Source organism: Nocardia rhizosphaerae (assembly GCF_042650365.1).
In the GTDB taxonomy this organism is placed as follows: Bacteria; Actinomycetota; Actinomycetes; order Mycobacteriales; family Mycobacteriaceae; genus Nocardia; species Nocardia rhizosphaerae.
This window is the reverse complement of sequence record NZ_JBHSBA010000007.1, coordinates 585,722-609,954: the sequence shown is the minus strand read 5'-3', so window position 1 is coordinate 609,954 and position 24,233 is coordinate 585,722. Positions and strand designations below refer to the sequence as shown.

The 24,233-nt window shown below is 70.0% G+C and carries 26 protein-coding genes; 10 read left to right on the top strand and 16 right to left on the bottom strand.

The features are described 5' to 3' along the window. The first annotated feature begins 10 nt into the window (after positions 1-10). From ACFOW8_RS17550 to ACFOW8_RS17540, 3 genes are all read left to right on the top strand, one after another. Positions 11-1,120 carry a type III PLP-dependent enzyme gene (locus tag ACFOW8_RS17550; protein WP_378551694.1) on the top strand — a complete coding sequence of 370 codons (1,110 nt, stop codon included), beginning with the start codon at positions 11-13 and terminating at the stop codon, positions 1,118-1,120. An 8-nt stretch (positions 1,121-1,128) separates the two neighbouring features. Then, positions 1,129-2,331, top strand: a complete 1,203-nt coding sequence (speD, locus tag ACFOW8_RS17545; RefSeq protein ID WP_378551693.1) for an adenosylmethionine decarboxylase — start codon at positions 1,129-1,131, stop codon at positions 2,329-2,331. 135 nt (positions 2,332-2,466) lie between these two features. Then, the gene (locus tag ACFOW8_RS17540; RefSeq protein ID WP_378551691.1) at positions 2,467-3,027 is read left to right on the top strand and encodes a hypothetical protein; all 561 of its coding nucleotides are present in this window, start codon (positions 2,467-2,469) and stop codon (positions 3,025-3,027) included. Between the two features lie 48 nt (positions 3,028-3,075). Here the strand turns inward: ACFOW8_RS17540 and ACFOW8_RS17535 are convergent, their stop codons facing one another. From ACFOW8_RS17535 to ACFOW8_RS17510, 6 genes are all read right to left on the bottom strand, one after another. Beyond that, the gene (locus tag ACFOW8_RS17535) at positions 3,076-3,279 is read right to left on the bottom strand and encodes a tautomerase family protein (RefSeq protein WP_378551690.1); all 204 of its coding nucleotides are present in this window, start codon (positions 3,277-3,279) and stop codon (positions 3,076-3,078) included. A 13-nt stretch (positions 3,280-3,292) separates the two neighbouring features. Next, the gene (locus tag ACFOW8_RS17530) at positions 3,293-4,033 is read right to left on the bottom strand and encodes an SDR family NAD(P)-dependent oxidoreductase (protein WP_378551689.1); all 741 of its coding nucleotides are present in this window, start codon (positions 4,031-4,033) and stop codon (positions 3,293-3,295) included. A gap of 79 nt (positions 4,034-4,112) precedes the next feature. Next, on the bottom strand, positions 4,113-4,724 hold the full coding sequence (locus tag ACFOW8_RS17525; protein WP_378551688.1) for a TetR/AcrR family transcriptional regulator: 612 nt from the start codon (positions 4,722-4,724) through the stop codon (positions 4,113-4,115). Positions 4,725-4,771: 47 nt separating this feature from the next. After that, entirely contained in the window at positions 4,772-5,371 is a 600-nt protein-coding gene (locus tag ACFOW8_RS17520) for an energy-coupling factor transporter transmembrane component T family protein (protein ID WP_378551687.1), read from the bottom strand. Continuing rightward, the gene (locus tag ACFOW8_RS17515; RefSeq protein ID WP_378551686.1) at positions 5,368-6,048 is read right to left on the bottom strand and encodes an energy-coupling factor ABC transporter ATP-binding protein; all 681 of its coding nucleotides are present in this window, start codon (positions 6,046-6,048) and stop codon (positions 5,368-5,370) included. The genes ACFOW8_RS17520 and ACFOW8_RS17515 overlap by 4 nt, the downstream gene beginning before the upstream one ends. Before the next feature lie 12 nt (positions 6,049-6,060). Next, positions 6,061-6,654 (bottom strand): biotin transporter BioY, encoded by a 594-nt coding sequence (locus ACFOW8_RS17510; RefSeq protein WP_378551684.1) that lies wholly within the window; start codon positions 6,652-6,654, stop codon positions 6,061-6,063. A 174-nt stretch (positions 6,655-6,828) separates the two neighbouring features. On the opposite strand from ACFOW8_RS17510, the gene ACFOW8_RS17505 reads away from it, so the two are divergent. Continuing rightward, positions 6,829-7,851: a helix-turn-helix transcriptional regulator gene (locus ACFOW8_RS17505; protein ID WP_378551683.1), complete on the top strand. Its 1,023-nt coding sequence runs from the start codon at positions 6,829-6,831 to the stop codon at positions 7,849-7,851. 9 nt (positions 7,852-7,860) lie between these two features. Here ACFOW8_RS17505 and ACFOW8_RS17500 read toward each other — a convergent pair whose 3' ends face one another. From ACFOW8_RS17500 to ACFOW8_RS17490, 3 genes are all read right to left on the bottom strand, one after another. Next, positions 7,861-8,532 carry a serine protease gene (locus ACFOW8_RS17500; protein WP_378551681.1) on the bottom strand — a complete coding sequence of 224 codons (672 nt, stop codon included), beginning with the start codon at positions 8,530-8,532 and terminating at the stop codon, positions 7,861-7,863. Between the two features lie 48 nt (positions 8,533-8,580). Then, positions 8,581-8,817 carry a hypothetical protein gene (locus tag ACFOW8_RS17495; RefSeq protein ID WP_378551680.1) on the bottom strand — a complete coding sequence of 79 codons (237 nt, stop codon included), beginning with the start codon at positions 8,815-8,817 and terminating at the stop codon, positions 8,581-8,583. 112 nt (positions 8,818-8,929) lie between these two features. Further along, a complete protein-coding gene (locus ACFOW8_RS17490; RefSeq protein ID WP_378551679.1) occupies positions 8,930-9,838 on the bottom strand; it encodes a LysR substrate-binding domain-containing protein in 909 nt (302 codons plus the stop codon). 110 nt (positions 9,839-9,948) lie between these two features. On the opposite strand from ACFOW8_RS17490, the gene ACFOW8_RS17485 reads away from it, so the two are divergent. The 3 genes from ACFOW8_RS17485 to ACFOW8_RS17475 all read left to right on the top strand — a co-directional run bounded on the left by ACFOW8_RS17485 (position 9,949) and on the right by ACFOW8_RS17475 (position 11,918). After that, on the top strand, positions 9,949-10,536 hold the full coding sequence (locus ACFOW8_RS17485; RefSeq protein ID WP_378551676.1) for a peroxiredoxin: 588 nt from the start codon (positions 9,949-9,951) through the stop codon (positions 10,534-10,536). Between the two features lie 51 nt (positions 10,537-10,587). After that, positions 10,588-11,127 (top strand): carboxymuconolactone decarboxylase family protein, encoded by a 540-nt coding sequence (locus tag ACFOW8_RS17480; protein ID WP_378551675.1) that lies wholly within the window; start codon positions 10,588-10,590, stop codon positions 11,125-11,127. A gap of 89 nt (positions 11,128-11,216) precedes the next feature. Beyond that, a complete protein-coding gene (locus ACFOW8_RS17475) occupies positions 11,217-11,918 on the top strand; it encodes a PhzF family phenazine biosynthesis protein (protein WP_378551674.1) in 702 nt (233 codons plus the stop codon). A 4-nt stretch (positions 11,919-11,922) separates the two neighbouring features. On the opposite strand, the gene ACFOW8_RS17470 is transcribed toward ACFOW8_RS17475, so the two are convergent. Next, positions 11,923-12,870, bottom strand: a complete 948-nt coding sequence (locus ACFOW8_RS17470; RefSeq protein ID WP_378551673.1) for an RNA polymerase sigma factor — start codon at positions 12,868-12,870, stop codon at positions 11,923-11,925. Between the two features lie 58 nt (positions 12,871-12,928). Further along, a complete protein-coding gene (locus ACFOW8_RS17465; protein WP_378551672.1) occupies positions 12,929-13,516 on the bottom strand; it encodes a DUF5134 domain-containing protein in 588 nt (195 codons plus the stop codon). Between the two features lie 115 nt (positions 13,517-13,631). Between ACFOW8_RS17465 and ACFOW8_RS17460 the strand changes: the two genes are divergently transcribed. Both ACFOW8_RS17460 and ACFOW8_RS17455 read left to right on the top strand, forming a co-directional pair. Continuing rightward, entirely contained in the window at positions 13,632-14,129 is a 498-nt protein-coding gene (locus ACFOW8_RS17460) for a GNAT family N-acetyltransferase (protein WP_378551671.1), read from the top strand. 526 nt (positions 14,130-14,655) lie between these two features. After that, positions 14,656-15,084 carry a hypothetical protein gene (locus ACFOW8_RS17455; protein WP_378551669.1) on the top strand — a complete coding sequence of 143 codons (429 nt, stop codon included), beginning with the start codon at positions 14,656-14,658 and terminating at the stop codon, positions 15,082-15,084. An 11-nt stretch (positions 15,085-15,095) separates the two neighbouring features. On the opposite strand, the gene ACFOW8_RS17450 is transcribed toward ACFOW8_RS17455, so the two are convergent. Both ACFOW8_RS17450 and ACFOW8_RS17445 read right to left on the bottom strand, forming a co-directional pair. After that, the gene (locus ACFOW8_RS17450) at positions 15,096-16,319 is read right to left on the bottom strand and encodes an aminotransferase family protein (RefSeq protein WP_378551668.1); all 1,224 of its coding nucleotides are present in this window, start codon (positions 16,317-16,319) and stop codon (positions 15,096-15,098) included. 54 nt (positions 16,320-16,373) lie between these two features. Continuing rightward, complete coding sequence (locus tag ACFOW8_RS17445; protein ID WP_378551667.1) at positions 16,374-17,015, bottom strand: Pr6Pr family membrane protein; 642 nt, start codon at positions 17,013-17,015, stop codon at positions 16,374-16,376. A gap of 182 nt (positions 17,016-17,197) precedes the next feature. Here ACFOW8_RS17445 and hrpA point away from each other — a divergent pair, with 182 nt between their 5' ends. After that, positions 17,198-21,343, top strand: a complete 4,146-nt coding sequence (hrpA, locus tag ACFOW8_RS17440; RefSeq protein WP_378551666.1) for an ATP-dependent RNA helicase HrpA — start codon at positions 17,198-17,200, stop codon at positions 21,341-21,343. Positions 21,344-21,419: 76 nt separating this feature from the next. Here the strand turns inward: hrpA and nrdR are convergent, their stop codons facing one another. The 3 genes from nrdR to ACFOW8_RS17425 form a co-directional block, all read right to left on the bottom strand. After that, the gene (gene nrdR / locus ACFOW8_RS17435) at positions 21,420-21,887 is read right to left on the bottom strand and encodes a transcriptional regulator NrdR (RefSeq protein WP_378551664.1); all 468 of its coding nucleotides are present in this window, start codon (positions 21,885-21,887) and stop codon (positions 21,420-21,422) included. Between the two features lie 58 nt (positions 21,888-21,945). Next, a complete protein-coding gene (locus ACFOW8_RS17430) occupies positions 21,946-23,154 on the bottom strand; it encodes a hypothetical protein (RefSeq protein WP_378551663.1) in 1,209 nt (402 codons plus the stop codon). A 164-nt stretch (positions 23,155-23,318) separates the two neighbouring features. Continuing rightward, positions 23,319-23,987, bottom strand: coding sequence for a hypothetical protein (locus tag ACFOW8_RS17425; RefSeq protein WP_378551662.1), 669 nt, complete (start codon positions 23,985-23,987; stop codon positions 23,319-23,321). Positions 23,988-24,233 lie beyond the last annotated feature (246 nt).

Here is a 24,233-nt window from a genome sequence, read left to right as displayed (position 1 = left end):
AAGATCGAGAATGCCCGAATCCCCGTACCTTGTCATCTACCCCGAACGGGTACGTGCCAACTACCGAGCCCTCACCGGTGCCGTCGCGGCGGGCCGGGGCACCCGGATCAGGTACGCGGTGAAGGCGGCACCGGTCGACGAGTTGCTCACGCTGCTCGACGCCGAGGGCGCGGAGTTCGACGTGGCGAGTCTCGGCGAGATCGAGCAGGCGCTGCGCCTACGCATCGACGCGGACAAGCTCTGCTATGGCAACCCGATCAAGAAGAGCGCCCACATCGCGCGGGCCTTCGCCCTCGGCGTACGCCGCTACGCCTTCGACACCGAGGACGACCTGCTGCGAATCGCCGAGCACGCGCCCGGCTCCGAGGTCGAGTGCCGGTTCCTGTCCTCGGCGCCACAGTCACGCACCCCGTTCGGCACCAAGTTCGGCTGCGCGCCGGGCGAGGCCCTGCACCTGCTGGTGCGGGCCCGCGATCTGGGTCTGACCGTGGGCGGCCCGTACTTCCACGTCGGCTCCCAGCAGCTGGACCCGGCCGCATGGCGGATCGGTATCCAGCAGGCCGGGGAGATCGTCTCGGCGTTGGCGGACAAGGACATTCACGTCGCCACGGTCAACGTGGGCGGCGGGCTGCCGATCTCCTACGCCGACGCCGCCCCCGGCCTCGACGCGTTCGCGGCCGCGATAACCCAGGCCGCGGCCGAGTTCCTGCCCGGGTCCACCGGCCTGGTGGTCGAGCCGGGCCGCGCGCTGGTGGGTAACGCGGGCACCATTCACGCCGAGGTCGTCGGCGTGCGCATCGCGCCGGACGGCCGGCGCTGGGTGTATCTCGACATCGGCCGCTACAACGGCATGGCCGAGACCGAGAACGAGTACATCGCCTACCGATTCGTCACCGATCGCGATGGCGATCCGGTCGGCGAGGCGGTGGTCGCGGGTCCGACCTGCGACGGCGACGATGTACTGTATCAACGCACGAAGGTCCTTCTGCCGACCACGTTGCGAGCCGGTGATCAGATCCAGATTCTCGACACCGGCGCCTATACCGCGAGCTATTCGTCGGTGTCCTTCAATGGTTTTCCGCCCTTGACCGTTCATGTCTCGGGCGCTGAGCGAGAGTGAGTTTGCCCATGACGGCGGAATTCACCGGCTGGCATGTGCTGGCCGAGTTCGGTGGTGTCGACACAGACCTGTGTGACGATCTCGAACGACTCGAATCGGCGTTGCGTGAGTCGCTGATCGCGGCGGGCGTCACCATCTGCGATGTCGTTCACAAGAAGTTCGAACCGCAGGGGGTGACCGTCCTCGCGCTGTTGTCGGAGTCCCACGCCTCGATTCACACCTATCCGGAGTCCGGCGACATCTTCGTCGACGTGTTCACCTGCGGCAGCATCGGTGCGGGCGCGACGAAGGCGGTCGAGTTGTTGCGGGACAAGCTGTCTCCGACGACAGTGCGGACCGAGGTCGTACAGCGCGGCCACGGCGCCGAGAAGATCTACGAGCCGGTGGGCAACGGCCTGACCCGGATCTGGGATCTGCACGAGGTGATCGTCGACACCAACACCCCGTTCCAGCACATGGTGATCGCGCGGACCGATCAGGGCATCTCCCTGTTCTCCGACGACGACCGCCAGTCCACCGAGTTCTCCCAGCTCACCTACCACGAGGCCATGATGGTCCCGGCGTTCGTGCTGGCCGAGAAGCTCGACCGGGTACTCGTCATCGGGTCCGGGGAGGGCGTGGCCTCGCAGATGTCGGTGGCCGCGGGCGCCAGCCACGTCGACCATGTGGACATCGACCAGCGCGAGGTCGAGCTGTGCGCCGAGCACCTGCCCTACGGCTACACCAGCGCCGAGCTGGCCGCCGCCGTCTCCGGCGATGGCCCGGTCCACGTGCACTACGCCGACGGCTGGGATTTCCTGGCCGAGGCGCAGCAGGCGGGCACCCGCTACGACGTGATCGTCATCGATCTGCCCGACGAGCGGGTCGAGGACGCCCAGCACAACCGGCTCTACGAGTCGGAGTTCCTGTCCCGCTGCAAGGCGCTGCTCGCTCCAGGTGGCGTGCTGTCGGCCCAGGCGGGCTGCGCGACCATGTGGCGCAACGAGACCCTCAAGCGGTCGTGGAGCCGGTTCAACGAGCAGTTCGCCACCGTGGTCCCCTACGGCAGCGACGAGCACGAGTGGACCTTCCTGTTCGGCCTGAACGAGCAGATCGACGACCCGGTGCGCGGCATGGCCGACCGGCTGGCGCTGCTGCCCTACCGCGCCGAGACCATCGATGCCCGCGCGCTCGAGCGCGGCGCGATCGAGCCCTACGCCCTGCGCGGCTGAACTCGGCCCCGGTCCGAACCCAGCGCCGGTGATCCGGATTTCCGGATCACCGGCGCTGTCGTCGCGGCGATTCCGGTGCCTCGGCACCCCGAGTATCGGCATGATGCGAAGGGCGTAGAGAGAATCGAGTCGCCCATGACGCAGACACCACTGTCCGCCGACGGCCTGATGCCGGTCAGCAGACCGTCCGACGAACGGCCCAGGCTGGACGCGCTGTCCGCGGCGGGACTCGGCGCGTTCGGCGCCCTGTTCGCCGCAGCGCCCCCACCGACGCCCGCCGACTTCGCCCGCCTCGACGGCGATGTGACGATGCGGTCGTTCCCCGGGTCGGCGCAGCGGGTGCTCGCGCCGTTGATGGCGCGGCCCTCGTACTTCTGGATCGCGAAGTCGCTGCGCCACGTAGGCGGCGGTATCGCGGTGGGACACAATGTCTTCCGGCTACTCGGCGGCATGCGCGCGCTGAATTTCGTTGCGGCGGTGGGCCCATCGGTGCTCGACGGACGAGCGGCGGTGCTGTTCGACTACGACGATCCACGGGTGGGTTCGCGCAGGCCTGCCCGGCACGTCTACGACGAGCTGCGCGAGATCGAACCGGATCTGTGGCTCGGGCCGAGCTGGTTCACGACCGCGACGAGGCGAATCCCGATGGGCTGGTTCGCCCTCGACGCGACGGTCCCGTTCGACGGACCAGGCTGAACCACGGTGTGCCGGACCCGGTTTCCCGTGCCCGGCACACCGGATCACTCAGCCACGCGCGGCGCGATAGTCGGCGACGTTCATGCCGCCGACACCCCAATCCGTGAGCGGCACTTCGTCGATCACCACGTAGGTGCTCTCCGGCGCCTTGCCGAGCACGTCGAACAGCAGATCGGTGACCCCCTTGATCAGCTGGGTCTTCTGTTCGGGGGTGACCCCTTCGTCGGTGACCTTGATATTGACATACGGCATGATGGTTTCCTTTCTACGCCGCTCTCCCTGAGATGAACCCGCCGTCGACGGGCAGAATGTGGCCGGTCACGAAGCCGGCCTCGGCCAGGTACAGCACAGCCGCGGTGGTGTCGGCGACCTCGCCGATCCGGCCGAGCAGGGCCGCGCCCGCGGCGGCGCGCTCGTCGCCTGCACCGAACAGTGGCGTGCGGATGATGCCCGCCGCCACCGCGTTCACCCGGATCCCGGCCGGGGCCAGCTCGGCGGCCAGGCTGGTGGTGAGCGCGTGCACGCCGCCCTTGCTGATCAGCGCCGCCGAGGCGGGCAGGCCGGTCATCGCATGGTCGATGAGCACGGTGCCGATATTGACGACCGCGCCGCCGGACCCCTGGGCGAGCAGCTGCCGCACGACGGCCTGCGTGGTGAAGTAGGTGCCCTTGAGGTTGCCCGCCAGATAGCGGTCGAGTTCGGCCTCGGTGACCTCGACGAAGGGCGTCGCACCGAACTCGCCCGCGCTGTTGACCAGCACGTCGACGCGGCCGAAGCGGTCGAGGGCGGTCCGCACGTAGGCGGCGCCGGTGGCGGGGTCACCGATGTCGCCGGGCACGGTGGCGACCCGGTCGGGGGCGGCCAGCTCGGCAGCGACTTCGGCGAGCTTGGCCGTGTCGCGCCCGCCGAGCACGACCGCGTCACCGCGGGCGACGAAGGCGCGCGCGACGTCACGCCCGATTCCACTGGACGCACCGGTGACAACGACCGTTCGCGTTGATGCCATGTCAGATCCTCTCATAGGTATACGACCGGTCGTCTCAAACTGAGCGACCGAAGTGCCGGCACGGACAGCGCCGGCCGGGTCAGACAGCGACCGAGGCGCGGTCGGGGCGGAAGTAGTCGTCGAGCAAACGCCGCAGGCACTTGTCCAGCGGCGCGACAGTGCGGTCGAGTTTCATCCTGATCACCGCGCCCTCCCAGGACTCGAGCAGCAGATCGGCCAGGTCGGCAGCGTCGATATCGGCGCGAACGGCCCCCTCGGCCTGCGCGGTGCGCAACGCGGCGGCCACCCCGTCGCGCCAGGTCGCCCACGCGTCCGACAACGCGCCACGCAACACCTCACTGCCCTCGAGTTCGCCACCGAGGTTCGCGATCAGGCACCCTCCGGTGTACTCGGCGGCCACGAAATCGTCGGTCAGCCGGGCGAAGAAGCGGCGCAACCCGGTGAGCGCGTCGGGGGCACCAACGAACGCTTCGGCCAGGTTGCGCTGCACGCACAGCGAGTGATGCTCGATCACCGCCTGCGCGAAGCTCTCCTTGCTGTCGAAGTAGTTGTAGAACGACCCCTTGGGCACGCCGACCTTGTCGAGCACCTGCTTGATGCCGGTCCCGTGGTAGCCGTTGAACAACAGCCCCGCCGCGCCCTCCTCGATGAGCAGCGCGCGGGTGTCGTCGCTTCGCCGTGGTCGTGCCATGCGACGACTATACGACCGGTCGTCTTGGAATGGCAACCCCTCAACGGTCAGTCGTCGACTCCGCGGGCCGCCAGTGCCTCCCCCATCGCGTCCGCGGTCCGCAACGCCCGCACCAGAACCGGCGTGACCAGCGCTGCGGCCGACCACTCCATCCCGCGCGCGCGACGTGCCTCGGCCACCTCGTGCACGATCTGGGCCAGCAGCGGCACACAGCGAATGGCCAGGGCGAGCAGCAGCCCCACCCGTTCGGGGTTCACCCCGGCACGGCGCAGCGGGCCGAGCCCGCGCAGCAGGGCATCGAGCAGATCGGTGACCCTGGTCGTCACGGTCACCAGCGCCGCCAGCGCCACCGACACCAGCAGCACGCCGCACACCACCAGCGCGCGTACCGGCGAGGTGGTGAGCAGCTGGAACACACCGATGAGCGCGGTCATCCAGAGCACCGGGCGCACCTGCGCCACCGCCACCCGCCACGGGATCCGCGCCACGGCGAACAGGCAGGCGACCACGAGCACCGCGCAGCCGATCCCGATCGGCCCGCGCACCGACACGGTCATGGCGACGATCGCGCCGACCAGCAACACCAGCTTCATCCCCGCGGGCATCCGGTGCAGCGGCGAATCGCCCGGCAGGTACAGACCGATCATTCGACCAGTCGCCGGTAGGCGCCGACCGCCTCGGCGGGCGTGCCGTCGAAGGCCACACAGCCGTCGTCGAGCACCACCACCCGGTCGAAGCCGTCGAGCAGGGCCAGCTGATGGGTCACCACGATCACCTGCTGGTCCAGCGAGTTCAGCGCCTCGCTCACCCGGCGGGCGTTGCGCAGATCGAGCAGGGTGGTCGGCTCGTCGGCGACGATCACCTCCGGCTGCCTGATCAGCGCCGACCCGATGGCGAGAAGCTGCTTCTGCCCGCCCGAGAGCAGGTGCGCCGGATGGTCGGCGTGCGCGGCCAGTCCGAACCGGTCGAGCATCCCGGCCACCCGGCCCGCGATCGCGGCCTTGTCCAGGCCGCTGCGCCGCAGCGAGAACGCCAGATCCTCGGCGACGGTCGGCATCACGATCTGGGTGTCGGGGTCGGTGAAGACGAAGCCGACCTTACGGCGTACCTGCGCGCCCTTGCGGGCGGCGTCGAGCCCGTCGACGGTGACGGTGCCGGTGTCGGGCTTCAGCAGCCCGTTGAGCATGCGCGCCATGGTGGACTTGCCCGACCCGTTGGCGCCGATGAGCCCGACCCGGCGCTCGGTGATCCGTAGGTCGATATCGCGCAGCACCACGCGTTCGCCGAAGCGGTGCCCGACCGCGTCGAACCGGAATTCACTCATCGCGCCGCGCGCTCAGCCACGGATCAGACCGGGATAGGCGCGGTGCACACTCTTGGCCACGGCGGTGGCGATGACGACCTTGGCCAGGTCACCGGGGACGAAGGCGAAGTTCGACGACACCGCGGCCCACAGGCCGAGATCGGTGCGCACCAGCAGTCCCGCGATACCGAACAGGTAGATGACCACGATCCCACCGAGCGCGTTGACCAGCAGGCCGGCTACGAACGGATACCTGGGCAGGAGGGCCGCGGTGAGCCAGCCGATCACCACCGTTGCCGGGAGCCAGCCGATCAGATAGCCCGCGGTCGGCGAAGCGAGCGCGGTCAGGCCGGTGCGTCCGCCCGACAGCAGCGGCAGACCGATCATGGTGAGCGCGATGAACACCGCGACGGCCGCGGTGCCCTTGCGCGCGCCGAGGATCGCACCGGTCAGGATCACACCGAGCGTCTGCAGCGTGATGGGCACCCCGCTGAACCCGACAGTGATCGCCCCCGGCAGTCCCAGCGCGGCGATCAGCGCGGCGAACACCGCGATCTGCGCCAGGTCGCGCGCGGCGAATCCGGCCGCGCGGCTCGGAGACTTCTCGACTTGGGGCACGGCAGACATCCTCCACACTGACTTGAACGACGTTCAAGATAGCAGGTGGCGAGCTCCCGGAGATCGACTAGGATTCATAGGTTGGGAGCTATTGTTCGGCGGCGGCCGCAGCACGGCGCGCCCGCCAACCTCCGTGGCCGGGGAAGGGCCGTCATGTCGATAGCGCTACAACGTTTTTCGAACTTGATCGCCGCAATCTACGGTGCGGGCAGCGACCCGGATCGCTGGAACGGAGTGATCCGGGAGATCACCGACACCTTCGGCGCGGTCCACGGTTTCCTCGTGGTCACCGATCCCACCACCCACCGCTTGGCGGTCACCACCGCGGGCGCCGCGGCCCTGCCGACGCCACTGGATCCCGTCGCCGACCGGGTGCACCAGCTCCCCACCGGCACCGCCGTCACCAGCGACGACCTCCTGGGCGAGCACGCCGACGGCCTGGCCAACAGCTTCCTGGCCCGGCTCAGCGACGACCGGCCCGCGTCGTGGATCTGCCTGACCATGCCCGATCACGCCGCAATCACCGGCCACCCGGCGGGGCTTGCGCTGCTGCGCGCCCTCGTCCCCCACTTGCGCGGCGCCCTGCGTACCCAGTCACGCCTGGTGGAGTTGTCGCGGGAGCGCGCGTTCGCCCTGGCGACGCTGGAGAAGGCGCACTACGGAATCCTCATCGTCACCGCCGACGCGGCGCTGGTGTTCGCCAATTCCATGGCCGAACGGATCACCGCGCGCGGCGACGGACTCGCGGTCGACCCTTCGGGCCGCCTACGCGCCAGAGGCTCGGCCGCGCACACCCGGCTGCGCCGCTTGATCGACCTCGCCGCGGCCGATGCCGACGGCGGCGGCAATGTCGCGATCGCGCGCCCGTCCGGAGCGCGGCCACTGATCGTGCGGGTCTCGCCGCTGGACGGCCTGTCCGGCGACGGCCCGTGGCATCGGGCGGTCCTGCTGCTCCTGGTCGACCCCGAGCACGACCCGGAGCCACAACCGGAAGCACTACACGACCTGTACGGACTCACCGAGGCCGAAACGCTCGTCGCGCTGGGAGTACTTCGCGGCGACGGGTTACCGGCGGTCGCCGATCAGCTCTCGGTGTCGGTATTCACGGCCCGCACCCATCTGCAACATATTTTCGCTAAAACGAAAACGCACCGGCAGGCCGAATTGGTGCGATTGTTGTTGACCACCGCCGTTTCCGCACCGTGACCTATCGAATCAGATCGGACCGAATCCGGTTCCGATTCCGCCACGCGCATTCACGTCGTCGAGAATTCTACTGAAATTGATGCCGACATGCGGGCCGAGGCACGGCACCGCGAGGTAGCCGGTGACGACCGCGACCAGGGTCGAGCCGACCACGACCGGCCCGCCGGAATCTCCGGTGAGCACGCAGATCTGGGTCATCGTCCAGGTGGCACCACCGAAGACGTCGCCGTAGACCAGGCCGCAGGTCTGCCCGGTCGTCCGCCCCTCCTTGCAGGCGATGGCCGGGAACTGCGCGGGCAGCCCGACGCCGGTGATCGAGGTCGCGCCGACCCGGTTCACCGGATGGACCAGACCCGCGTCGAAACCGATGACGGCATAGTCGAGCTCGCTGTTCACGAACGCGACCGTGCCGAGGGTGCCGGCCCCCTGATCGGCCTCGGCGGCCACGCCCGCGCCGGCCACGGCGCAGTGTCCCGCGGTGAAGCCGACGAGCTGACCTGCGCCGTCGTAGCCGATGGTGGTGAGTGTGCAGGTCGAGCCGTCGTCGAAGACGATGCCCGATCCACCACCGAGCGGTACGGGCGCCGCGGCACCGGCGGTGCCGGCGGTGGTCCAGATCAGCAGCAGGGCCGCGACGGCGATCCAGCCGCGCGACCACGCCTTCGAGGCACCCTCGCACACGAGTGCGGGAGTGCCTCGATTACTCCTTGTCGTTGTCATCTCACCCGCTCAGACGACGCACAGCGGGTAGAGAATGGGCAGGGTCACCAGCAGCGGAACACAGGTCAGCAGAGCACCGGGGATCGTGATGAACGGTGACAACACCGCCGGCTCTACCTGAACGGGCACCGGTGCGACGGGGACGGGGACGGGGTCCGCCGCGGGTGCTGCGCCGGCTACGCCGGCACCGAGAGCGATCAACGGTGCACAGGCGAGCACCGCGATGGTAGAACGAATCTTGTACATGGCCATTCCTAACAACAGACTGACTTTCGAGGTGCCGGTCCCATGACGAGATCGTCACCGTATTCACGAAAGCACCAGGGCACAGGAATGGCGTCATGCGAACAGATGAAATCTAGAACGGGCGCTTCGAGCGGATGATCGCGGCGAGATACTCGTATTCCTCGGCCCGCCCCGAAGAAGCCCGGTAGGCGAGCCCGACCGTGCGGCCCGGCGCAGGTTCGGCGAAGCGCGCGGTGTCGAGAGTGCCGCGCGCGGTCTCGCTGGCCACCGCCATCTCCGGCACCAGGGTGACCCCGAGCCCGCCTGCCACACAGTGCACGACGGTGGTCAGCGAGGCGGCGCGGGTATCGCCGACCGCGCCGGGATGCACCTCGGCGGTGCGGCACATCTCCAGGGTCTGATCGCGCAGGCAGTGCCCCTCGTCCAGCAGCAGCAACGGTAGGTCGGCCAGGGCGGACGCGGCCAGGTCGGCCCGTCCGGCCAGCTCGTGCCCGCGCGGGGTGACCAGCACGAATTCCTCGGGGTAGAGCGGGATCTCGACCAGGCCCGGGGTCTCGGCGGGCAGGGCGAGCATGGCGATGTCGAGGACACCGGTTCGCAATCCGTCCAGCAGCCGCGAGGTCTGGTCCTCGACGATCTGCGGCACCAGACCGGGCAGCTTGCGGCGTAGCTCGGGTAGCAGCTCGGGTAGCACGTAGGGCGCGATCGTGGGAATGATGCCGAGGCGCAGCACCCCGCCGAGGCCGTCGCCGGTCGCCGAGGCCACGAAGCGGTCGGCCGCCTCGAGGGTCGCCTTGGCCTGCGGCAGCAGCCGCATCCCGGCGGCGGTGACGAGCACGCGCCGGGTGCTGCGCTCGATCAGCTGCAGCCCGAGGCCGTTCTCCAGTGATGCCAGTGCCTGCGATAGCGTGGGTTGGCTCACAGTCAAACGCGCTGCGGCGGTGCCGAAATGCCGGTATTCGGCGACGGCGACGAACGCACGCAGCTGCGACAGGGTTGGCTGATAAGTATGATCAGTCACGCCTATCAGTGTACGACGAGCGATCGGCTTTACCTTTAAGTACGCTTTCGGCAAGATTCCCCCCCGAGCTCACACGATGAGCGCCAACACCACGAATGAGGAGACGCGTAATGGCTCTGCTGACCATCGGCGACCAGTTCCCGGCATACAACCTCAAGGCCGTCATCGGAGGTGACCTGTCGAAGGTCGACGCGCAGCAGCCCGACGACTACTTCACCCAGATCACCAGTGACGACTACGCGGGCAAGTGGCGCGTGGTGTTCTTCTGGCCCAAGGACTTCACCTTCGTGTGCCCCACCGAGATCGCGGCGTTCGGCAAGCTGAACGACGAGTTCGCCGACCGCGACACCCAGGTCCTCGGTGCCTCGGTGGACAACGAGTTCGTGCACTTCCAGTGGCGCGCCCAGCACGAGGATCTCAAGACCCTCCCCTTCCCGATGCTGTCGGACCTCAAGCGTGAGCTGGCCACCGCCACCGGCGTGCTCAACGCCGACGGCGTCGCCGACCGCGCGACCTTCATCGTCGACCCGAACAACGAGGTGCAGTTCGTCTCCGTGACCGCCGGTTCGGTCGGCCGCAACGTCGACGAGGTGCTGCGCGTGCTCGACGCCCTGCAGTCCGACGAGCTGTGCGCGTGCAACTGGAAGAAGGGCGACCCGACCATCGACGCAGGCGAGCTGCTCTCCGCCAGCGTCTGAGCCGGTTCCGCACTCCCCCACCACATCCCAGATCCCCGGAGGTAGTCCCCCATGAGCATCGAGAACCTGAAGAACTCGCTGCCCGAGTACGCCAAGGACCTCAAGCTCAACCTGTCCTCGCTCGCGCGCACCACGGTGCTGAACGAGCAGCAGCTGTGGGGCACGCTGCTCGCGTCGGCCGCGGCCACCCGCTCGGCCACCACGCTGCGCGAGATCGCCGAGGAAGCCGCCGACACGCTCGCCGCCGAGGCCTACTCCGCGGCGCTGGGCGCGGCGTCGATCATGGGGATGAACAATGTGTTCTACCGCGGCAAGGCGTTCCTGGACGGCCGCTACGACGACTTGCGCGCGGGCCTGCGGATGAACATCATCGGCAACCCGGGCGTCGACAAGGCCGATTTCGAGCTGTGGTCGTTCGCGGTGTCCTCGATCAACGGCTGCGCGCACTGCCTGGAGGCACATGAGAAGACCCTGCGTGAGGCCGGTATCTCACGCGAGGTGATCTTCGAGTCGCTGCGGGCAGCGGCGATCGTCGCCGGTGTCGGTCAGGCCGTGCAGGCCACCGAGGCCCTGACCACCGCCGGCGTCTGACCGGTGCCACGTCGTGGGCCCCGACCGTCACCGGTCGGGGCCCATTTCGTTGCCGCCCGGCCGATGTCGCGGCCGGTAGGCTCGGGCGCATGAACGCACACGACGTGCCGGAAGCCCCAGATGTCCAGGTCGAGGTGGTCCGGGTGTTCACCGACCCGGCAGGCGAGCTGGGCAACGCGCTCGGCATCGCCAGGGCGGGCGATGTGGTCGCGCTCGACAAGCAGGAACTGGCCGCCCGGCTCGGGTTCAGCGAGACCACCGTGGTGGACGAGCCCGCCGACGGGACCGCCGCGCTGCGCATCTACACCCCCGCCGTCGAGCTGCCCTTCGCGGGTCACCCGAGCGTCGGCACCGCGTGGTGGCTGGCGGTGCAGGGAACGCCGGTCCACACGCTGCGGGTGCAGGCGGGCCCGGTGGCGGTGGACCAGACCGACGGCATCACCTGGATCACCGCGCGTGCCGAATGGGCACCGGAGTTCACCTTTCATCAGCTCGAGACCGCCGAGGAACTCGCCCTGCTGCGACCCGACGACCTCACCGAGGGCCAGCACTATTTCTGGACCTGGACCGACGAGACCCGCGGCGCGCTGCGCTCGCGAATGTTCGCGCCCGCCATGGGCATCGCCGAGGACGAGGCCACCGGTGCGGCCGCGGTCGCGCTCACCGCGCAGCTGCGCCGCGGCCTGGTGGTGACCCAGGGGCAGGGGTCCCAGCTCTACACCGAATGGGATTCCGACGGCTGGGTCCGGCTGGGCGGGCGGGTCGTCGCCGACCACACGGTGGTGCTGTAGCCGCTCAGCAGTCCGGTCCGCCGCGGCGGCGCAACCATGGCGGCTTACCCGCCCTGCGTGCTGCGGCGCCGGCACCGAGGTCGGCGAGGATCCTGGCCTCCAGCTGCCGGGGCGGAGTGCGCTGGTCGTCGGCCGCCAGCCGGGCGAGTACCTCGTGCACACCGGTGACTCTGGCGGCGAACCGGTCGAGGCTGCGCGGGGTGACCGCGGCCAGTTTGTTCTCGATGTGATGGTGTTCGAGTTCGGCGACCGCGTCCAGCGCGTAGGCGTCGGCGAGGGCGAGCGGCGATCCCGGTGCGGCGGGCGGTTGTGCGGCGGCCAGCCCGGGGATCCTGGTTTCGGCGAGCCGTTCGATGCCCTCGGCGAGCAGCCGGGTGACCGTGGGGACCCGCAGGCCGAGCTCCCTGCCGATCGCCCGATAGGTGCGGCCACCGTAGTAGGCCAGGACGAACACCTCGCAGTGCCGGTCGAGCGGATCGGCGAATCCGAGCCGCGCCGAGGCCGCCAGCCAGGGCAGGTCGTCGCCGTCGTGGCGGTCCAGCCGCAGGCGCCGCACCGCGAGCCGGTGGACCTGGGCCAGCAGTCTGCTCTGTTCGGTGCCGGCGAGGGATCCACCCGGCAGGGTGCCCACCGCGTCGTCGCCCGCGGTGCTGGCCAGTCCGGCGGCGAAGGCCGCCCGGCCCCACGGTGTCCCCAGATCGGGCGGTGGCGACGGCATGGCCTGCCTGCCGACCGGGGCACCGATCCGCCAGGGGGCTACCCACAGCCGCCGATAGGCCTCCCGGACAACGTCTTCGGCGGAGCCACGACGATGCAGCACCCGCAGGGCTAGCCCGAAGGCGGCGGCCCCGGTGGCCCGGTACAGCGCGCGCACCGCGTCGCGGTCTTCGGGGCCGGACGACGGCTCAGGATCCGGCCCCGGCGCCCGCCCGGGACGGCGGTGCCGGTTCATCGTCGAATTCCTGTCCGCACAAGGGCAATTCGCAGCGCGCGCGGTCGTGGATCGGTAGTCACCGGCCGATCGCGGCGATCAGCATGAACACGGTGCCGATATCCATCACGATGTGCGGCACGAGAGCCGAGGTCAGCGGATGGGCGCCGGCGGGGTGGGCGAAGCGGTGCCAGCCGCCGCCACGCCGGGCGGTGGCGGCGGCGACGAGCGCGTCGAGGCTGAACAGCACGGCCAGCACCGCGGCAGGCCAGCTCGGCCCGGCGGCCGTATGCCCGCCCGCGCCGTGCCCACCCATCGCGTACAGCATGGCCAGCGCGGCCACGAGGTGATACCCCATCGCCGCGGCGCCATCGATCCTCGTGCCTGCGCGACGGCCTACCACCCGCTCGGCCAGCAGCAGCGCGAACGCCACGATGAGCGCGGTGAGCACTCCCCGCACCGCGTGCGGATGGGTGTCGGCCGGGAAGATCAGCATCGCCAGCATCACCAGGCACATGAGCAGATGCGCGCCGTCGGTGGCCGTGTCGTCCTGGCGGGGACCGCGGGCAGGCCGGGTCAGCCGGACCGCCACGATGCCGAGCGCCAGGACGAACGCGGCGACCACCGGCCAGCGCACCAGCGTGTACTGCTCGACGAATTCGGCCACACCCCACCACCTTCGACTCGCCCACCCACCGCAACCATGCTCGCAAACCGGTGGCCTTCGCGTGCGTGTTTCCCCCGGTCGGGCGTGCCGGATCCGGGTGCAGGATCATGGAACGATGCCCGATGTCCCCGCCGCCACCGCCTCGGCGGTGCGCGTCGTCGTCGACGATCTCGACGGCGCCGCGATCCGTGCCCTGCTGACCGGCCACCACAGCGAGATGGCCGCCAACTCGCCCGCGTGCAGCATGCACGCCCTGGATCTGACCGCCTTGCGCGATCCCGCGGTCACCGTGTGGAGTGCCTGGGCGGGTGCGGAGCTGGCCGGGTGCGGTGCGCTCAAACAGCTGGACCCCCGGCACGGGGAGGTCAAGTCGATGCGCACGGCCGACGGATTCACCGGCCGGGGAATCGCGGCCGCGGTCCTCGACGCGATCGTCACCGAAGCGCGTACGCGCGGCTACCTCCGGCTGAGCCTCGAGACCGGCTCCGACGACTTCTTCGCCCCCGCCCGGCGCCTGTACCTGCGGCACGGCTTCACCGAATGCGGCCCGTTCGCCGGCTATGTCCTCGATCCGTACAGCCAGTTCTTCACCCTTGCGCTCGATCGGGCATGACGATGTCGACATCACGACCGCTGCTCCGACGTTCCGGGTGAGGATGGTCGAGGCGACCATCCCGCGATGACGAAGGGAGCCGTCATGAAGTACGTGATCGTGATCCACTCCAACCCACAGCCCTGGGGCACCCGACCAGTGACTACCTGGCCGGGTTCTTCCTCATCGACGTGGCGAGCCAGGTCAGGGCCGAGGAGATCGTCGAACGGTTCGCCGGGCCGGGCGAGACGGTGGAACTGCGGCCGGTGATGTGGCCGGGAGCCGAGGACCAGTGACGGCGCGGGTGGTCGCGGACGTGTGGCGGCGAGAGTCGCCGTACGTCCTGGCCGCCCTGATGCGCAGGCATGGAGATCTCGGCGACTGCGAGGACGCCGCGCAGGAAGCGGCCGAGGCGGCAACAGCGCAATGGGGCGTAACCGGAGTGGCCCGATAGCCCGCGCGGTCGGCTGATCACGGTCGCCTCGCGGCGGCTGATCGACCGGTCAGGGCCGACCGGGCGCGCACGGGCAGGGAGGAGGCGGTCGCGGTGTCCCGGTCCGACCTGGTCGCCCGGCCCGCCGACCAGGAGGGCACCGACAGCGACGACACCCTGCGGCTGCTACTGGTGTGCTGTCATCCGAGCCTGCGCCGCCTCTCGCAGATCGCGGTGCTCTACGAGATGCTGGAACGGGTGGCGCCCGGCCCGATCGTCACCCTCAACCGGGCGGTCGCGGTCGGGATGGCCGATGGCCCCGAGCGCGGGCCAGCCATGATCACCGAGCTGCTCGACGACCCGGCGATGGCCCGGCATCACCGCACCCACGCCGTGTGGGCGCACCTGATGGAACTGACCGGCGACACCACGTCGGCTCGCGCCGGGTACGCGCGTGCGGCCCAGCTCACCGCGAGCGTGCCCGAACAGCGGTATCTCAACGAGCGGGTCCGGCGGCTCGATCGGGATCGACAGTCGGGCTGATCCCGGTCGGGTCAGCCCAGGGCCTGGGTGAAGCCCTCGACGAGCTCGGCGACCTGCGCGTCGGTCATCACGAACGCCGGTGAGATCTGCATCGCACCCTGACCGGCGGCACGGCCCGAGATGCCATGCGCACGTAGGGTTTTCACCAGGGCGGGCCCTTCGGAGGGATCGGCGAGCTGAACCGCGGCCACCGCGCCGAGACCACTGCGGACCTCGGCCACCCGTGGGTGCCCGGCCAGCGGCGCCAGCGCCACGTGCAGGGAATTCTCCAGGCGGGCGGCCTCTTCCAGCAGACCCTCCCGTTCGACGATGGCGAGGTTGGCCAGGGCCGCGGCGGCCGCGCCCGCGTGCCCGCCGTAGGTGTAGCCGTGCCGCCACCAGGTGCCACCCGCGTAGAACGGCTCGGCCAGGTGCGGAGCGATGAACACCGCGCCCATCGGCACGTAGCCCGAGGTCAGGCCCTTGGCGGTGGTGACGAGGTCGGGTTCGAGGCCGAACCTGGTGGAGGCGAACCAGGAGCCGCCGATGCGCCCGAATCCGGTGACCACCTCGTCGGCGACGAACAGGATGTCGTGGTCGCGGCAGATCTGGCGGACCTCGGCCAGATAGCCCTCGGGCGGCAGATACACCCCGCCCGCACCGATGATCGGTTCGCAGAAGAACGCCGCGATCTGGTCGGCACCGATCTCCTCGATCAGTGCCAGCAAGGATTTCGCGTCGTTCCATTCCACGGTCCTGGTGTCGGCGACGAGTTCGCCGTAGCCCTCCCGGTTGCCCGCCAGGCCGCCGATCGAGGTGCCCGCGTAGTGCATACCGTGATAGGCCAGCCTGCGGCCGACCAGGATCTTCTTCGACGTGCGGCCGAGTTCGTGCCAGTAGCGGCGGGCCAGCTTGGCCGCGGTCTCCACCGAGTCCGAGCCGCCCGAGGTGAAGAAGATCTTGCTGCCCGGCACCGGGGCGATGGCCGACAGCTTCTCCGCCAGTTCCTGGGTGGGTGGTTCGGTGAGATCACCGAAGTTGGAGTAGTGCGCGATGGTGCGCAGCTGGGCGGCGACCGCGTCGGCGATCTCGGCCCTGCCGTGCCCGACATTGGCGAACCACAGGCCCGCGGTGGCGTCGAGGTACCGGGTGCCCGCGATGTCGTAGACGTAGGCACCGTCACCACGGGCGACGACGAACGCGCCGTCACGCGTGACGGCACCCATATCGGCGAATCCATGCCAGAGCGCATTCATGGGTCCACACTTACCCGACCGGGCCGCACCACGCTCGCCGGACCCACCGATGTCTCACTCCGCGGACCGGCGTTCCCGCCACCACGACGGCAGATCCGCCAGCGACGCCATGGCGACCGCCAGCACCGCGAACACCAGCGTCAGCACGACGAGCCCGAGCGTCATCGACAGGTAGCCCTGCTCCCGCGGATCGAGGAAGGGGTAGGGATACCAGTCGACGATCGGCCCGCGGATCAGGCTGTACACGCCGTAGGCCAGCGGGTACAGCAGCCACTGCCCGATCAGCGCCGGACTCGGCCGCAGACGGTGCGGCATGGCCACCAGCACCCAGTCCAGTACCAGGACCAGGGGCACGTACCGGTGCATGGTGTCGTTGATCCACTTGTCGTTGAGCATCACGTCCAGGTGCGCCAGCAACACCGCGTAGACCACCATCGTGATGAGCATGTACAGCGTGGCCGCGCCGCGGAACAGCTGCCAACGACGGCTCTCCGGGGCGAACAGGCCGCCGACGAGCAGGACGATCACCCCGAGAATGTTCGATTGGACGGTGAAGTAGCTGAAGTAGTTGGCGAGAGAGAACGTGTCCGAACCGATATTGCGGATCGGAATCCACAGCAACGCCACCGCCCCGAGCACGCCGAATCCCAGCCGCAGAACCCTGATCCACCACGCCGTCCCCGTCGCTGCGTTCATCGCCGGATCATCGCACGTCGATCGCCGAAACCACCCCGATCCGAGCGCCGCGTCACGACGAAATCGCCGACTCGCCACGGCCGCGCAGCACGCAGCACGGTGTGTCGTAGCTCTCCACCGCCCGGCCGGGCGTCGGCGCGGCCGGAAAACCGGTAGCGGGCTTCGCTACGCTGGGAGACGCAATGACCAGGACAGCTATCACCGGAACCCGCGCGCTGCGCACCCGCCTGGCGGAGGTCTCGCTGCGCGACGAACACCGGCTCCGGCGCAAGCTCGACCGGGCGCGCGCCGAGGACCTGCCCGCACTCGACGCCGAGATCGCCGCCGCCGAGGCTCGCGTCGCGAATCGCCGCGCGGCGGTTCCGGCCATCCGCTACCCGGAGCAGCTGCCGGTCTCGGCCCGCCGCGACGACATCGCCGCCGCCATCGCGGCCGATCAGGTGGTGATCGTCGCCGGTGAGACCGGGTCCGGCAAGACCACCCAGATCCCCAAGATCTGCCTGGAACTCGGGCGCGGGATCCGCGGCACCATCGGCCACACCCAGCCGCGCAGGCTCGCCGCGCGCACGGTCGCCGAACGCATCGCCGAGGAGCTGGGCACCGAACTGGGCGATGTCGTCGGCTACACCGTCCGCTTCACCGACCAGGCATCGGACCGCACCCTGGTCAAGTTGATGACCGACGGCATCCTGCTCGCCGAGATCCAGCGGGACCGGCTGCTGCGCCGCTACGACACGATCATCATCGACGAAGCGCACGAGCGCAGCCTCAATATCGACTTCCTGCTCGGATACCTGAAGCAGCTGCTGCCCAAGCGCCCCGATCTGAAGGTGATCATCACCTCGGCCACCATCGATCCCGAGTTGTTCGCCCGGCACTTCGCCGGTCCCGACGGCACCCCCGCCCCCATCGTGGAGGTCTCCGGCCGGTCGTATCCGGTCGAATTGCGCTATCGCCCCCTGTCGCTGGAGCTGCCGGGGAACGAGGACGAAGACGACGAGGATGTCCGCGTCGTCGACCGTGACCCCACCGACGCCATCGCCGACGCGGTCACCGAACTGTTCGCCGAGGGCGACGGTGACGTACTGGTTTTCCTGTCCGGTGAACGCGAAATCCGCGACACCGCCGACACGCTGCGCGACCTGAAACTCCCCCGCACCGAGATCGTGCCGCTCTACGCGCGACTGTCGGCCGCCGAGCAGCACAAGGTGTTCGCCCCGCATACCGGGCGAAGGGTCGTGCTGGCCACCAATGTCGCCGAGACCTCGCTGACCGTGCCTGGCATCCGCTATGTGATCGACCCCGGCACCGCCCGCATCTCCCGCTATTCGATGCGTACCAAGGTGCAGCGGCTGCCGATCGAGCCGGTGTCGCAGGCCTCGGCGCGGCAGCGCTCCGGGCGGTGTGGCCGCGTGGCCGACGGCATCTGCATCCGGCTCTACTCCGAGGACGATTTCGAGGCGCGGCCCGCGTTCACCGAACCGGAGATCCTGCGCACCAACCTGGCGGCGGTCATCTTGCAGATGACCGCGCTCGGGCTCGGCGACATCGAGAGCTTCCCGTTCGTCGAGGCCCCCGACCGCCGTGCCATCCGCGACGGCATCGGACTGCTGGAGGAACTCGGCGCGCTGGCCCACGGCAGCACGAAGACGATCGACGGCCAGGACCAGTCGCGGGGACATCTCACGCTCACCGCGATCGGCCGGGAGATGGCACAGCTGCCGGTGGATCCGCGGATGGCGCGCATGCTGGTCGAGGCGCACCGCAACGGCTGTCTCGACGAGGTGCTGGTGATCGTGGCGGCCCTGTCGATCCAGGACGTCCGCGAACGCCCCGTCGAACATCAGCAGGCAGCCGACACCCAGCACGCGCGGTTCACCGTCGACGGCTCGGACTTCCTGGCTTACCTGCGCCTGTGGGACTACCTGACCGAGCAGCGCAAGTCGTTGTCGGCCAACCGCTTCCGCCGCATGTGCCGCGACGAATTCCTGCACTACCTGCGGATCAGGGAATGGCAGGACCTGCACGGCCAGCTGCGCACCATCACCCGCGGACTCGGCTGGAATCTCGTCGGTGCCGCGGGCGACGCGCCGGGCGAGGAGGCATCCGGGGACGGCCGAGGGCGCCGGTCCCGGCGCGGTCGCTCGGGTTCCCAACGTGCCCTGTCGGATTCGGCCGGACCAGCCACGGGAAACAGCCGCCAGGGCGCGCAGTCCGGCGACGGCCGTACCGGCCGCCAGAAGGGCGCCACCGATGCCGCCGAGGACACGATGCCGTGGCCGAGCGCACAGATCCATCAGGCGCTGCTGGCCGGCATGCTGTCGCACATCGGGGTGCGGGAGGCGGAGTCGCGGGAGTTCCTCGGCGCGCGCAATGCCAAGTTCATGATCTTCCCCGGATCGTCGCTGGCGAAGAAGCCACCGCGCTGGGTGATGGCGGCGGAGCTGGTGGAGACCTCGCGGCTGTGGGGGCGCATCGCCGCGAAGATCGAGCCGGAGTGGGCCGAACGGCTCGCGGGCGATCTGGTGAAACGCACCTACTCCGAACCACATTGGTCGGCCAAGCGGGGTGCCGCGCGGGCCTACGAGCGGGCCACGCTCTACGGAGTCCCGTTGGTGACCGGCCGCCCGGTCGACTTCGGGCGCATCGACGGTGAGCTCTCGCGCGAACTGTTCCTGCGGCACGCGCTGGTCCAGGGCGAATGGCAGACCAGGCACGGCTTCTTCACCCGCAACCGCGCCCTCGTCGACGACGTCGCCGATCTCGAGCACCGCGCGCGGCGCCGCGACATCCTCGTCGACGACGAGGTGCTGTTCGAGTTCTACGACCAGCGCGTTCCGGCCGAGATCGTCTCGGTGCGCCATTTCGACAGCTGGTGGCGCAAGGCCGAGCGCGACGATCCCACCCTGCTCGACTTCTCCACCGACACCGTCGTCAACGCCGGTGCCGCCACCCTCGACCCGACCGACTTCCCCGATGCCTGGCGCCAGGGCGAGCTGAGCTTCCCGCTCACCTACCAGTTCGAGCCGGGCCGCGACGACGACGGCGTGACCGTGCGCATCCCGGTCGAACAACTCGCGCATGTGCGGGCGGTCGGCTTCGACTGGCTGGTGCCAGGCATGCGGGAGGAGCTGGCCTCCGCGTACATCAAGACCCTGCCGAAGACCTTGCGCCGCACTGTCGTTCCCGCTCCCGACTTCGCCGCGGCGGCCCTGCGCGAGCTGGTTCCGCGCTCGGAGCCGCTGCGCACCGGTCTGGCCAGGGAGCTGTCCCGGCTCGGCTCGGTCACCATCGGCGCCGACGACCTCTCGCCCACCGCGCTCCCGGATCACCTGCGGATGACCTTCGCCGCCGTCGACCGGCGCGGCGAGGTCATGGCCAAGAGCAAGAACCTCGCGCAACTGAAAGCTCAGCTCGCCGAGCAGGTCTCGGCCTCGGTCGCCCGCGCCACCGCGGGCGCCGAGCGGGCACCGGCCACGGTGTGGACCTCGGAGTCCCTCGGCTCGGTGGCGCCGACGGTGCGCCGCGAGGTCGCCGGGCAGACGGTGACCGGGTATCCGGCACTGGTCCCCGAGGGCGACGGGGTGGCGGTGCGGGTCCTGAGCACACCGGCCGAGCAGGCGGCCGCGATGCGCGCGGGCGTGCGTACCCTGCTGCTCGCCGCGGTCCCCACGTCCACCAAGGCGGTCACCGCGAGTTTGCGCCCGGCCGATCGGCTGTCGCTGAGCCAGAACCCCGACGGCTCGCTCGACGCCCTGGTACAGGACTGCCGGATCGCGGCCGCCGACGCACTCATCGCCGCCGCGGGCGGACCGGTGCGCACGCCAGCGGAGTTCGATCGTCTGGTCGCCACCGTGCGACCGCAGCTGACCGGCGCGGTCGCCGACCTGATCCGCACCGTGGTCCCGGTGCTGTCGGCCGCCAACCAGGCGCGCTCCGCGCTCGCCGACAGCACCGAATCCGACATCGCCGATGATGTCCGCCAGCAGCTCGACGACCTGTTGTTCCCCGGTTTCGTTGCCGAATGGGGCCGCGCCCGGCTCCGCGAACTCCCCCGCTACCTGCAGGCCGCCGCGCAGCGCCTCGAGTCACTGCCCGGTTCGGCCGTGCGCGATCGCCAGGGCATGGCCGAGGTCGACCGCATGCTCGCCGCCTACGACAAGCTGGTCCGCGGCCTGCCGGAAGGCCGCCGCAATGCCCGCGATGTCACCGAGATCTGGTGGATGATCGAGGAACTGCGGGTGAGCCTGTTCGCGCAGAAGCTCGGCACGCCGTACCCGGTCTCGGCCAAGCGGATCGAGAAGGCGATCAGCGCGATCCGCCGCTGATGTCTGCTGTGCCGCCGGAACGCCCGGGCAGGCCGAATCCGCTGTCGGTCATCGCATCCGGGTTCCCGCCGAGAGCTCAGTCGGTGCCGGCCGCTACCGCGCGCGCCTTGCGCATCTCGGTGATCTCGCGTTCGAAATCGGCTGCGCTGGTGAAGGACCGGTACACCGAGGCAAACCGCAGGTACGCCACCTCGTCCAGGTCACGCAGCGGGCCGAGGATGGCCAGTCCCACCTCGTGACTCGGCACCTCGGGGGAACCCTTGGCGCGCACCGCGTCCTCGACCTGCTGGGCGAGCAGGTTCAGGGCGTCGTCGTCGACCTCGCGGCCCTGGCAGGCCCGCCGCACCCCGACGATCACCTTCTCCCGGCTGAACGGCTCGGTGACGCCGCTGCGCTTGACCACCGACAGCACGGCGGTCTCGACGGTGGTGAACCGGCGACCGCACGACGGACACGACCGCCTGCGGCGGATCGCCGTGCCCTCCTCGACTTCCCGCGAGTCGACGACTCGCGAGTCCGGGTGTCGGCAATACGGGCAATGCATCCGGGGGTTCCTTCGTCGATGCGACGCTACTCCATGGCACTTGACAGAATACCTGTCACTACTGCACCACCTGCCACTGCGTGGTGAGGTCGGTGATCAGCTCCGGCAACCGGGCCAACATCCGACCCCTGGCCAGCTTGGCCGGGAACGGTTCCCGATACACCGCCACCGCCTGCGCCGGGTTCGCGGCCAGGTCGTGGTGGCGGGGCAGCAGGTCGTCGGTGATGTAGTCCCAGCGCGGATGCCGGTCGGCCCAGTTGAAGTCGGGCAGCGGAATCCGCAGGCCGAGACCGCCTGCGCGTACCGTCACCGGGTCGTACCGGCCGGGCGCCCTGGTGCCCGGCACCGCGGGTTTGCCCGCCACGGTGGTCACGTAGGTCAGCACCCGGCCCATGCCGTCGCGGCCCGCCGCGGTCACGTCCCACTGGTCGGCGATGATGCGGTTCTGTTCGCGGTCGGCCATCCGGACCAGCGCGTCGGCCAGGCCCGCCGGGGTGCCGCCGTCGATCCCCGCCCAGGCGGCGCGCATGTCGGCGTCGATCACGCCCGCGGCCGCCAGCTCGTCGATCGCGGTCATGCCCTCGGCGAGGTAGGCCTCGTGCATGGGCACCAGATCGATGAAGATGTGCTTCTGCATGATCATCAGCCGGGTCTGGTACCAGGCCAGATCGGCCGCGGTCAGGCGCGGGCCGAGGGTCGCGAGGCCGGCGATGTCGGCGGGCACCGCGGCGACCAGTTCCGGTGGGGTCGCCCGCAGCAGATCGGCCACCGCGGTCCCGAGCTGATGGATGCCGTCGACCGAGAGCACCGTGGCGATGTCGCCGACATCGAAGAACCCGGAGGCGAAGGACCCGCCCGCGAGGCCGGCCAGGCCGGCCCAATACAGGTCGGGGTCGGCGGCGGCGATCCGGAAGTAGTTCACATACACCTGGGGGAAGGTGGCCGCGTTGGCGGCGACGCCGCGATAGGGCTCCCAGGCGGCCAGGTCGATGGCGGCGTTGTCGGTCGCGACGACGAGCCAGTATTGGTGCAGCAACGTCGCGTATCTGGCCGGGGAGATGCCGTCGGCTCTGGCTTCGGTGAGCGCGGCCAGCAGCGGGGGCGCGGCGAGCGGGAGATCGGGATGCAGGCCGCCGCCGTATTCCCCGTCTCCGTTGCGGGCGGGCAGGTCCAGATACGCCACGTAGGCGGGGACCGCGCGGGCAGGGGGCGCGAGCAGCGCGCCGAGGACCAGGCTGAGCAACAGGGCGATCGAGCAGCGGCGCACCGTGACCTCGCATCCGGTTCGGCCGGGTCACTGTCCGTCCCGGCTCGACGATGCCCGTCACCGTAGCAACGCGTTCTAGTTCCATGGGCGATTTTCGATCATGCCGATCGCGAACCGCGCAGCGATTAGACCACCGAAATACCTGCTGTACAGGAGTTTTCGCCTCACCGAACTGTCCCGGACAGTTCAGTTGCACCGGCGCCCGCCGACTCCGAGACCACCGGCACCGCTGGCTCCACCCGCTCACCGAAACTCCCGGCCCGAAGGTGCGCCAACCCGAGGAAGGCCACCACGATCAGGGCGGTCGCCAGCGCCACCACCGCGAGCGCGGCGAACCCGGCCTGCGCCTGCTCGACCCGGCGCACCGGATGCGCGCCACGGGCCGGGCCGACACCGGCGACCCGGACGTAGAGCGCCGCGTCAGCACGTGGACCACGCGCGCGCGGGCCGCGCTCGGCGGGAGCCGGACGGGCGACGCGGCGACGCGGCACATCCGTGCGCGGCACCGTGGCGAAGGCCTGATCGAGCGCCCCGTCGACAGGTCGCGTCGCGGCCGCAGCCAGCACCGCCCGCGCCGCCGCCGGACCACGGGTGCCGTAGACGGCGAACACCTCGGCGGCCGGTCCGCGTGACACCGTGGGGCGCGGACGCTCCGGGGCAGGCGAGGACGGCGAGGCGGAAACAGCCGCGACAGGCCGCGGCGGCCTGGCCGCGCCCGCCCCGCGGACCAGCGAGAACGGTCGCCGCCCTCGGGCGGCGCGACGGCGCCGGACAACGGGCTCGACGGCGGCGGCGTGGTCGTAGGACGGCAGGGCGCTGGTCGCTGTGCTCATCGGAAGAACCTCCGGGGTGGTGTGCCATTCGAACATCTGTGCGACGAACTGATGTTCGATTTCTACCACGCCACGGGGTCGATGTCAGCGCGAAACGCCCGACATGCTCGAACAGATGTTTGATACTTCGGCGTGGCGCGACTAACCTCGGAACAGCGAATTCGACAAGCGGAAGGGCGGGACACGGTGACCCACACAGACGACACGGGTGACGAAAGCGCTACCGGCACCGTCACATCGGGATCC